At 64.5% G+C, this 9,115-nt stretch carries 13 protein-coding genes; 6 read left to right on the top strand and 7 right to left on the bottom strand.

Translation table 11 applies throughout. The annotated features are described in order from the left end of the window. Positions 1 to 89: 89 nt before the first annotated feature. The 4 genes from XH84_RS16435 (at position 90) to XH84_RS39845 (ending at position 2,883) form a co-directional block, all read left to right on the top strand. Positions 90 to 530, top strand: coding sequence for a nuclear transport factor 2 family protein (locus XH84_RS16435; protein WP_128921530.1), 441 nt, complete (start codon positions 90 to 92; stop codon positions 528 to 530). A 267-nt stretch (positions 531 to 797) separates the two neighbouring features. Beyond that, a complete protein-coding gene (locus tag XH84_RS16440) occupies positions 798 to 1,721 on the top strand; it encodes a hypothetical protein (protein WP_128921531.1) in 924 nt (307 codons plus the stop codon). Between the two features lie 242 nt (positions 1,722 to 1,963). Further along, entirely contained in the window at positions 1,964 to 2,386 is a 423-nt protein-coding gene (locus XH84_RS16445; protein ID WP_097657569.1) for a hypothetical protein, read from the top strand. A 359-nt stretch (positions 2,387 to 2,745) separates the two neighbouring features. After that, complete coding sequence (locus XH84_RS39845; RefSeq protein ID WP_007614812.1) at positions 2,746 to 2,883, top strand: hypothetical protein; 138 nt, start codon at positions 2,746 to 2,748, stop codon at positions 2,881 to 2,883. Between the two features lie 42 nt (positions 2,884 to 2,925). Here the strand turns inward: XH84_RS39845 and XH84_RS39850 are convergent, their stop codons facing one another. From XH84_RS39850 to XH84_RS16455, 3 genes are all read right to left on the bottom strand, one after another. Further along, positions 2,926 to 3,072, bottom strand: coding sequence for a hypothetical protein (locus XH84_RS39850; RefSeq protein ID WP_164936510.1), 147 nt, complete (start codon positions 3,070 to 3,072; stop codon positions 2,926 to 2,928). Positions 3,073 to 3,271: 199 nt separating this feature from the next. After that, a complete protein-coding gene (locus XH84_RS16450) occupies positions 3,272 to 3,754 on the bottom strand; it encodes a MaoC family dehydratase (protein ID WP_128921532.1) in 483 nt (160 codons plus the stop codon). Beyond that, positions 3,754 to 4,206: a MaoC family dehydratase gene (locus XH84_RS16455; RefSeq protein WP_128921533.1), complete on the bottom strand. Its 453-nt coding sequence runs from the start codon at positions 4,204 to 4,206 to the stop codon at positions 3,754 to 3,756. Before XH84_RS16455 ends, XH84_RS16450 begins: the two co-directional genes overlap by 1 nt. Before the next feature lie 166 nt (positions 4,207 to 4,372). Here XH84_RS16455 and XH84_RS16460 point away from each other — a divergent pair, with 166 nt between their 5' ends. After that, positions 4,373 to 4,669 carry a DUF4282 domain-containing protein gene (locus XH84_RS16460; protein WP_128921534.1) on the top strand — a complete coding sequence of 99 codons (297 nt, stop codon included), beginning with the start codon at positions 4,373 to 4,375 and terminating at the stop codon, positions 4,667 to 4,669. A 142-nt stretch (positions 4,670 to 4,811) separates the two neighbouring features. On the opposite strand, the gene ychF is transcribed toward XH84_RS16460, so the two are convergent. The 4 genes from ychF to XH84_RS16480 all read right to left on the bottom strand — a co-directional run bounded on the left by ychF (position 4,812) and on the right by XH84_RS16480 (position 7,876). Continuing rightward, positions 4,812 to 5,909, bottom strand: coding sequence for a redox-regulated ATPase YchF (gene ychF / locus XH84_RS16465; RefSeq protein WP_128921535.1), 1,098 nt, complete (start codon positions 5,907 to 5,909; stop codon positions 4,812 to 4,814). A gap of 156 nt (positions 5,910 to 6,065) precedes the next feature. Next, positions 6,066 to 6,665 (bottom strand): aminoacyl-tRNA hydrolase, encoded by a 600-nt coding sequence (pth, locus tag XH84_RS16470; protein ID WP_128921536.1) that lies wholly within the window; start codon positions 6,663 to 6,665, stop codon positions 6,066 to 6,068. 60 nt (positions 6,666 to 6,725) lie between these two features. Then, positions 6,726 to 7,439, bottom strand: coding sequence for a 50S ribosomal protein L25/general stress protein Ctc (locus XH84_RS16475; protein ID WP_128921537.1), 714 nt, complete (start codon positions 7,437 to 7,439; stop codon positions 6,726 to 6,728). Positions 7,440 to 7,615: 176 nt separating this feature from the next. Beyond that, entirely contained in the window at positions 7,616 to 7,876 is a 261-nt protein-coding gene (locus XH84_RS16480; protein WP_128921538.1) for an accessory factor UbiK family protein, read from the bottom strand. Positions 7,877 to 8,267: 391 nt separating this feature from the next. On the opposite strand from XH84_RS16480, the gene lgt reads away from it, so the two are divergent. Next, positions 8,268 to 9,113, top strand: a complete 846-nt coding sequence (lgt, locus tag XH84_RS16485) for a prolipoprotein diacylglyceryl transferase (RefSeq protein WP_128921539.1) — start codon at positions 8,268 to 8,270, stop codon at positions 9,111 to 9,113. The last annotated feature ends 2 nt before the right edge of the window (positions 9,114 to 9,115 follow it).

The raw sequence follows: 9,115 nt of genomic DNA on the forward strand, positions 1-9,115 counted from the left end.
CATACAAATGAGTTGATCCTCCCCGGCGCCTGACTGCGCATGGGGTCCTTTTCCGTTTTTTTCGCAAGCCAGCTTCAGGACGGCCCAAAATGACAGAGCACAGCCTCTGGCGTTTCTCGCGCGCGTTGCACCGTGCGATCAACGACCGGCATTTCGGGGATATCGAGGCCCTGATCGACGAGGACGTCGAATGGGCGCTCTACGGCCCGATCGACATGTTTCCGTTCCTCGGCGCGCGCCAGGGCAAGGACGCCGTGCTCGACGTCATCCGCCAGCTCGCCGACAATTTCCAGGTCCGCCGCTTCGACCGCGAGAGCATCATGCTCGGCGTCGATTCCGCCGCCTCGATGGTGCGCTATTCACTGACCGCCCTCGATTCCAACAAGCCGATCAGCTTGCGGGTCGCGCAGTTCGCCCAGTTCAGGGTAGGCAAGCTCGTCAGCATGCGCGTCCTGATCGACACGTTCGACCTGGTCGAGCAGGCACTCGGCCGCGCCATTCATCTGCCGAAGATGACCAGCGTCGGCTGAGGGGGACGCCAACGGGCCCCGCTGTTCGGGACCGATGATGATGCCGGCTGCGACGTCCTGGCCTCCAGCCCCGCCGGATGCCGTCGCGTCAAGAACTCGTCATCGGGCGCGCGCCTTTGGCGCGGCCCGTTGGTTCGGGGCCTCGAAGGCACCGCCACAATTTCGCAACGATGGACCAGCATTTTCCCGCGCGGAATGGCGCATGGTCTTTGCTGACGGCCGATATATATTATCGGAAAGCATGCGCTGGGGCTCGCGGGCAGGACGATGGAATTCTCGACAGGGTTTGGCTGGACCAGGCTGCCAGTGCTGGGGGCCGCATTCATTTTGGGCTCGGTGCTGACGGTCTCGGCGCAGATCATTCCGCCCTTCTCCCCACCAGCGACCGCGGCTGACGACGAGGCCGCGACGGAGGCCGTGGCAGAGGCGCCCGACGTCAACGACCCCGACGTGCTCAAGGGCATCGACGTCGACAAGCTCGACTGGAGCCAGCTCGCAGTCGATGCCGGCACCGGCATTGACCCCCTGGCCGCCAAGAAGCGCGCCCAGGCCGCCGCCAAGGACGGGCTGGACTGGTCGTCCAATGCCAACGCGAACGGGTCCTCGGCGGTGAAGGTGAAGCAGTCCGTGTTCTCGTTCTGGGATACGCGGATCGGCGCCGACATGACGGTGACGAACGAGCCGCGGACGATGTCCGAGCTGCTGGCGCAGAAGGCCACCAACGGCGGCAACCTGCCGCAATCCTCGGGCAGCGCCTGGGCGACGGCGACCGCGCCCGGCGCGGGCTCGATCTGGGACAAGACCGCGGTCGAAGCCCGCGTCGATCCCGGCTCTGAACAGAGCAAGATCGGGGCCTCGCTGACCAAATCGGTGCCGCTGTCGAGCGACACTTCATTGACGCTCCAGAACGGCTACAGCGTCAACCAGCAGGGCACCGCCGCTGTGCCCGGCATCGGCGGCCACATCACCCGCAATTACGAAACCGACCAGTCCGCAAAGGTTACTCTCACTGACACCGGCACCAGCATCACCGCCGGCCAGACGCTGTCGACCACCGACGACAAATGGCTGCGCAAAGTCGGCGCCGAGCAAAAGCTGTTCGACAACGTCACCGTCTCCGGCTCGGTCGGCGAGACCTCCCAAGGCGCGATCAACAAGAGCCTGACGGCCGGCTTCAAGAAAAGCTGGTGAGTTTCTTACCTCTCCCGGCAAGCGGGGCGAGGGAGTGAGGCGCCGACCGAGCCGCGTATCCACCGCCGCAACGCCATTCACACTCTCCTAACCATATGCCACGGCAAAACCCCCGAATGGTCCGCCCTTGCCGCATCTCGGCCCATTTGCGGTCAAAATCGGACGCCCTGATAGGGAAGCCTCACAGACGTCGTCGTGCGGGGGACACTCGCGCTGCGCTCAACGCGAACAGGGGAACAACGATGAACGCCATGCGTCCGGAAAAGATCGAAGCCACCGAGACCGAGACGGTCGACACCAACCTTGCCGCCGTGACGGAGGTCGAGGCCGGGATCCGTGATTTCGTCCGCAATGATATCGCCTATCTGCGCCGTCCGGCGTCGACCACCACCGACGCGCCGCCGCTCGACCCGAGCGCGGAAGCCACCGTCAACAACGTCAACTCGCTGATCCAGCGCGTCGCCGGCACCTCGCTCGCCGAGATCGAGAACCTGATCTCCGAGCTCGAGAGCCTGCGCGATCTGCTCCATGCCGAAGGCCAGCGCGTCCAGCGCGAGATCTCCGGCTATGCCCAGCTCAGCCAGGCCGCGATGAAGTCGACCCGCATGATCGCCGACAACGTCGCGCAGTGGAAGCGCGCCGCCGACGGCCTGCGCAACAGCTGATCGTTCGACCAAGCATCACCGAACCGCCGCGTTCCCGGCAGGGAGCGCGGCGGTTTTGATTCTGGGAGGTGCGATAGGGCCCACACTGCCTCTCCAACAAAGGTGTCATCGCCCGGCCTTGACCGGGCGATCCAGTATTCCAGAGAAGCCAGTGATCGAGCGAGAGGTCTCGGCGCACTGGATGCCCCGGTCAAGCCGGGGCATGACAACGGAGGGTGTGGCCGCGACGACGGCGCTGCGGTGGATACGCGTTCACATCGTCAACGCAGCCAGCGCCGTTCACTTTGAACCCTCCCCCCGTCCCTGGCGACCAATGCCAGGCGCCCGTGCCGCCACGGCCGGGCTTGGGGACATCTCACATGGAAAGCATTCGGCCCGACACCACGGACCCGATACCATTGCGGCCCGCGCCGAATCAATTCGGCACGATCATGCTGCGCTTTGTCGGGCTGCTGGCGGTTGCGATCGCCATCCTGGCGTTCGTCTATAGCCGCTGAGATGCGGCGGCCGGATGCCGGCCGCGAAGAATGAACGAACTCTTACCGGCTGGCGTCGACGGCCGAGGCTTCCAGGGTGTAGGCGCCATCGGCATACCCCTTCACCACCATGCCGGCGACCAGCATCACGGCCAGCGTCGCGGTCGCGAAGATAAATCCAACGAGCTTGAGTGCGCCGCGATCAGCCATGGTCCTCGTCCCCTGTCGTCTGCCCAATTCGTTTCAAATAGACAGCGACAGGTTCATAATTAGTTAGCAACTGACTGGTTCCCGCCAAACTGCGAGGGGTAACCATGTTGCGCAGGCTTATGGCAGCCGTCCCGAATCCCGTCCATAGCGCGCGAGCAACACTTGCCCACCGATTTGGACCGTTCATCTTGGAACAGATCTAACCGGCCTTCGCACGCATCGGCACGAAGGCTGAAGCGGTGATGGAATAGACCTCCTCGCCGCGCTCGTTGGTGCCGGTGGTGCGGGCGGTCAGGATGCCCCAGCCAGGCCGCGAGGCCGAGCTGCGCTTGTCGGTGACGACATTGACGTACGCGATCGTATCGCCGGCGAGCACCGGCCTGATCCAGCGCAGGTCGCGAAAGCCCGGCGACGGGCCCCACACCGCAACCTCCTCGCCGCGCGAGGCCGCCTCGCGCGCCAGACGCTGGCCGTCCGCGACAAGCAGGCTCATGCAGGCCGAGCCAACGTGCCAGCCCGACGCGGCGAGCCCGCCGAACAGCGAGTTCTTGCCCTCCTCCTCGTCGAGATGAAAACGCTGCGGATCGAACTTGGCGGCGAATGTCTTGATGGCCTCGGCCGTGAACGTATAGGTGCCGATCTCGCGGCGCTGACCGATCTCGATGTCGTCGAAGAACCGCATCAGACCGCTCCCTCGCAGCGCTTGATCAGGATCGGCGACGTCATCTCGGCGAGCGCCTCACCCTTGGCGTTGCGCGCGGTGCATTTGAACTTGACGATGCCGAGCTCGGGCCGGCTCTTGGACGTGCGCGCCTCCAGCACGTCGACATCGAGCATGAGGTCATCGCCGGGCCGCAGCGGCGACAGCCAACGCACCTCGTCGACGCCGGGCGACCCCAGCGATGCGGCGCGGGTGATGAAACCATCGGCCATCATCCGCATCATCAGCGAGCAGAGGTGCCAGCCCGAGCCGGACAGGCCGCGCAGCATGCTTTTGCTGGCGGCCTCCTCGTCCAGATGCATGGGCTGCGGATCGAACTCGGCGGCAAAGGCCAAAATCTCGTCGCGGGTGACATGTCGCGGGCCGAACGTACCGAACCGGCCGGGCGGGAAATCTTCGAAGGTCAGGGTCATCTTGGGAAAGCTTTGCAGGAATGACAGATTGTGGCCGCACTTTGCGGCAATCTCAACCCGCCGGCCCGCATGGCTCGTGCTACATACCGGGTGGCGGCGTTGATCTGAGTCGGATCGACCGAGGACCGAGATCCATTTACCAAGGCCCAATGCCCTGGGGAGAGCAATGTTTTCATTCAGCGACCTGTTTCAGTGGGACCGCTTCATCACGCCGACGATCATCAAGACCTTCTATTGGCTGGTGATCGCGCTGATCTGCCTGTTCGGCCTCTCCGGCATCTTCTCCGGCCTGGCCGCGATGGCGATCAGCCCGTTCGGCGGCTTCCTGGTGCTGCTGTCGTCGATTGCGAGCGTCGTCGTCGGCGTGGTGTTCTCGCGCATCCTCGCGGAGTTGATCCTGATCGTCTTCCGCATCAACGAGCATCTCGGCGCGATCCGCGACCAGGGCGGCGGGATGCGGTGAGGTCTCGTGTCCCGGACGCGGCGCGGCATGAAATGACGCGACGCAGAGCCGGGACCCATGCATCCGCAATCAAGTCTTCTGGGCCCCGGCTCTGCAGCGCACCGCAAGAGCGCTGCGCTGCGTCCGGGGCACGAGATCCAGCTTACGTATTAAACCTGAAATGCATCACGTCGCCGTCGGCAACGACGTATTCCTTGCCTTCGAGCCGGAGCTTGCCGGCATCGCGCGCGCCGGCTTCGCCGCCGAGCGCGACGTAGTCCTCGTAGGCGATGGTCTCGGCGCGGATAAAACCCTTCTCGAAATCGGTATGGATGACGCCGGCCGCGCCCGGCGCCTTGGTGCCGCGATGGATGGTCCAGGCGCGCGCTTCCTTCGGGCCCACCGTGAAATAGGTGATGAGGTCGAGCAGCGTGTAGCCGGCGCGGATCAGGCGATCGAGGCCGGCTTCCTCCAGACCCAGCGTCTCCAGGAAGTCGGCGCGCTCTTCACGTGAGATGGTGGCGATCTCGGACTCGATCTTGGCAGAGATGACGACGGCGACCGCGCCTTCCTTGGCGGCCTGGTCCTGCACGGCCTTGGAGAACGCATTGCCTGACGCGGCCGAGCCTTCCTCGACGTTGCAGACATAGAGCACGGGCTTGGACGACAACAGGCCGAGCATCCCGAAGGCGCGCTCCTCCTCGGCTTTGCGCTCGACGAGGCGCGCCGGCTTGCCCTCGCGCAGCAGCACCAAGGTGCGGTTGACGAGGTCGAGCTGCTCCTTGGCGTCCTTGTCGTTACCTTTGGCCTTCTTGGTGAGGTTATCGACGCGCTTTTCGAGACTGTCGAGATCGGCGAGCATCAGCTCGGTCTCGATGGTCTCGATGTCGGCGAGCGGGGCGATCTTGCCCTCGACATGGGTGATGTCGGAATCTTCAAAGCAGCGCACCACATGCGCGATGGCGTCGACCTCGCGGATGTTGGCGAGGAACTGGTTGCCGAGGCCTTCCCCCTTCGAGGCGCCGCGGACGAGGCCCGCGATGTCGACGAAGGTCAGCCGGGTCGGAATGATCTGGCCCGACTTGGCAATGGCGGCAAGCTTCTCCAGCCGCGGATCCGGCACGGCGACCTCGCCGACATTCGGCTCGATGGTGCAGAACGGATAGTTCGCGGCCTGGGCCGCGGCCGTCTCGGTCAGCGCGTTGAACAAGGTCGACTTGCCGACATTGGGCAATCCGACGATCCCGCATTTGAATCCCATGGTATCCTCTAACGCAGTGCGTAGGGTGGGTTAGCCCTGTAGATGCGCAAGGCGCATCTGCGCGGCGTAACCCACCAATTTTCCGGTCGTGGCATGGTGGGTTACGCCTTGCGCCTTCGCTTGTCGAAGCTCGCGGACGTCGTCGGCTAACCCACCCTACTCCTTGTCGTCCTTGGTCAAAAATCCCTTCGCCTGCATGGCGAGATGCACCCTGTTGGCAAAGGTCGCGTCCGTGCCCTTGGCAACCAGGCCTGCGTGCTCGGCCACCGCCTCGCACAGCGTCGCCACCCAGTCGTTGTCGGCCTTGGCGAAGTCCGACAGCACGTGGCCGTGCACCAGTTCCTTGACGCCGGGATGACCGATGCCGAGGCGCACGCGGCGGTAGTCGTTGCCGATATGCGCCGAGATCGAGCGCAGGCCGTTGTGACCGGCGATGCCGCCGCCGATTTTCACCCGCACCTTGCCCGGCGGCAGTTCGAGCTCGTCGTGGAACACCGTGACGTCGCCAGGCGCGATCTTGAAGAAGCTCGCGGCATCCTGAACGCTGCGGCCGGACTCGTTCATGTAGGTCGTCGGCTTGAGCAGGATCACGCGCTCCGTGCCGAGCGCGCCTTCCGAGGTCTCGCCCTGAAACCTGCGGCGCCATGGCGCAAAGCCATGACGCCGCGCGATCTCGTCGACGGCCATGAAGCCGATATTGTGCCGGTTGCGTGCGTATTTCGCGCCGGGATTGCCGAGCCCAACAAAGAGTCGCATGACGCGGCGCGCCCCTCAGCTGGCGCGCGATCAGGGACCGCGCGCCGGCTCTTTGAGAGATTACTTCTTCTTGTCGCCGCCGGCGGGAGCCTTGGCAGCCGCGGCAGGTGCAGCAGCCGCGGCCGGAGCCGCAGCGCCAGCCGCCGGAGCTGCCGCAGCAGCGCCAGGAGCTGCAGCCGCAGCCGCGGCCTTCTGCTCTTCGGCGTAGCCGGACGGCGGCACGATGGTGACGAGGGTCGCGTCCTCGCGGGTCAGCGCCTTCACGCCGGCCGGCAGCTTGACGTCGGACAGATGCAGCGAGTGACCGATTTCCAGCGAGCCGACATCGGCTTCGATGTACTGCGGAATGCTCTCGACACCGCATTCGAGCTCGATCGCGTGGGCGACGATGTTGACCGTGCCGCCGCGCTTCACGCCCGGGGACGTTTCCGCCTTCACGACATGCAAGGGCACGCTGATGCGGATGGTGGCGCCTTCGCCGAGCCGCATGAAGTCGACATGGATCGGGAAGTCCCTGACCGGATCGAGGTGGTAGTCGCGCGGAATCACGCGGTGCTTCTTGCCCTCGAGATCGATGTCCACCAGCGTGGTCAGGAACCGGCCGGCGAGGATGCGCTGGCGCAGTTCGCGATCTTCAATCGAGATCGTGACGGGGGGCTGGTTGTTGCCATAGATCACTCCGGGCACTCGCCCGGCGCGACGCTCAGCCCGGGCGGCCCCCTTGCCGCTCTTCGGACGTGCGGTCGCCTTCAATTCCTTGACGGTCGTCGCCATGTCGTTAAGTCCTTGTTTTTGCAAAAGTTAATGGGCCGCAGCGCGGCCCATGGCATAGCTCGCAGCAAGCCTCCAGGGGTGCGGGGGCCACGAACTTGGCGGGCTTTTAGCCGGAAGATGCGGAAATGACAAGGAGAATGGGGGGCTACCCTCCCCTGGAGGTAAGGACGAGTGCCTTACGTCGGCGCCCCGCCGAGCTTGGCCTCCAGCGCCGCGATTCGCGCTTTCAGCGCCTCGTTCTCCTCACGCGCCAGACGGGCCATGTCCTTGACCACCTCGAACTCCTCGCGCTTGACCAGATCCATGTCGCGCAGGAATTTTTCCGCCTGGCTGCGCATCACCGTGTCGAACTCGCGCTTGACGCCCTGAGCGGCACCCGCGGCGTCGTTCATCAGGCGGCCGATCTCGTCGAAAAACCGGTTGCTGGTCTGGGTCATGGCGGGCCTCCGATAAACTTTGCGCGAACTCTCCGAGACACAATGGCAATCCAGAGGGAGCGGTTCAAGGGCCGCGCGGTGGTATCCTTGTCATGCTCCGGTTTCCTTGCAATCGTACTCAACGTCCCGGCATAAGAAGAATCACAGGGCGTCTGCTGGCGCTCGACCGCCGCAATCTCGTGTGAGCGATATGGATCGAAGCATCCGCGAATTCGGTGCACCTCTCCCGCTCGCGGGAGAGGTCGGCACGAAGTGCCGGGTGAGGGTTCTTTCCTCTGGGGGAGTCTTCGTTGTCGAAGCACCCTCTCCCCTGCCTTCCCCCGCAAGCGGGGGAAGGAGTGCAGCTCCGTCGGGGCCGCAGCTTGCCCATCAACTCTAGAAGCAAGGCGCGATGCCCTTTCTGCTCATCGACTTTCCCGCCTTCAAGCCGATCGCGCTCGAGATCGGTCCGTTCGCGATCCGCTGGTATGCGCTCGCCTATATCTGCGGCATCGTGTTCGGCTGGCTCTATGCGCGCTCGCTCCTCAAGAATGAACGCCTGTGGGCCGGGCCTGCGCCGATCTCGTTGCTCCAGGTCGACGACTTCATCCTGTGGGTCACGCTCGGCATCATCCTCGGTGGCCGCACCGGCTACGTGCTGTTCTACAACCTGCCCTTCTTCATCGATCATCCCGCCGCGATCTTCAAATTGTGGGAGGGCGGCATGTCCTTCCATGGCGGCTTCCTCGGCTGCGTCGTCGCGGTGATGTGGTTCGCCTACCGCAACAAGATCCCGATCCTGTCGCTCGGCGACATCACCACTGCAGTTGCCCCGGTCGGGCTGCTGCTCGGGCGGATCGCCAATTTCATCAACGGCGAATTGTGGGGGCGCGCCACCGACGCGAGCCTGCCCTGGGCGATGATCTTCCCCAACGATCCCACGCAGCTGCCGCGTCATCCGAGCCAGCTCTACGAGGCCGGCATGGAGGGCATTCTGCTGTTCACCGTGCTCGCGATCATGATCCGCTTCGGCGCCTTGAAGCGGCCCGGCATGATCCTCGGCGCCTTCATCCTGATCTATGGTCTGACCCGGATTGCCGGCGAGCATTTCCGCGAACCGGACGCACAGCTTGGTTTCCTCTGGGGCGGATTAACCATGGGCATGCTGCTGTCGATCCCGATGCTTATCGTAGGCCTCATACTTATTGTATTGGCAGTCCGGCGCGGTGCGCCGAAGCCCCTCGGTGCCATTCGTTAATT

Origin of the sequence: Bradyrhizobium nanningense (assembly GCF_004114535.1) — a bacterium.
In the GTDB taxonomy this organism is placed as follows: Bacteria; Pseudomonadota; Alphaproteobacteria; order Rhizobiales; family Xanthobacteraceae; genus Bradyrhizobium; species Bradyrhizobium nanningense.

Excerpts from the sequence above, each read along its gene's own strand:
- XH84_RS16445 (WP_097657569.1), top strand. The coding sequence starts at position 1,964 with ATGAACGCCATGCGTCCGGAAAAGATCGAAGCCACCGAGACCGAGACG.
- XH84_RS16450 (WP_128921532.1), bottom strand. The coding sequence starts at position 3,754 with ATGCGGTTCTTCGACGACATCGAGATCGGTCAGCGCCGCGAGATCGGC.
- XH84_RS39845 (WP_007614812.1), top strand. The coding sequence starts at position 2,746 with ATGGAAAGCATTCGGCCCGACACCACGGACCCGATACCATTGCGGCCC.
- XH84_RS16460 (WP_128921534.1), top strand. The coding sequence starts at position 4,373 with ATGTTTTCATTCAGCGACCTGTTTCAGTGGGACCGCTTCATCACGCCG.
- pth (WP_128921536.1), bottom strand. The coding sequence starts at position 6,665 with ATGCGACTCTTTGTTGGGCTCGGCAATCCCGGCGCGAAATACGCACGC.
- XH84_RS39850 (WP_164936510.1), bottom strand. The coding sequence starts at position 3,072 with ATGGCTGATCGCGGCGCACTCAAGCTCGTTGGATTTATCTTCGCGACC.
- ychF (WP_128921535.1), bottom strand. The coding sequence starts at position 5,909 with ATGGGATTCAAATGCGGGATCGTCGGATTGCCCAATGTCGGCAAGTCG.
- XH84_RS16440 (WP_128921531.1), top strand. The coding sequence starts at position 798 with ATGGAATTCTCGACAGGGTTTGGCTGGACCAGGCTGCCAGTGCTGGGG.
- XH84_RS16455 (WP_128921533.1), bottom strand. The coding sequence starts at position 4,206 with ATGACCCTGACCTTCGAAGATTTCCCGCCCGGCCGGTTCGGTACGTTC.
- lgt (WP_128921539.1), top strand. The coding sequence starts at position 8,268 with ATGCCCTTTCTGCTCATCGACTTTCCCGCCTTCAAGCCGATCGCGCTC.
- XH84_RS16475 (WP_128921537.1), bottom strand. The coding sequence starts at position 7,439 with ATGGCGACGACCGTCAAGGAATTGAAGGCGACCGCACGTCCGAAGAGC.
- XH84_RS16435 (WP_128921530.1), top strand. The coding sequence starts at position 90 with ATGACAGAGCACAGCCTCTGGCGTTTCTCGCGCGCGTTGCACCGTGCG.
- XH84_RS16480 (WP_128921538.1), bottom strand. The coding sequence starts at position 7,876 with ATGACCCAGACCAGCAACCGGTTTTTCGACGAGATCGGCCGCCTGATG.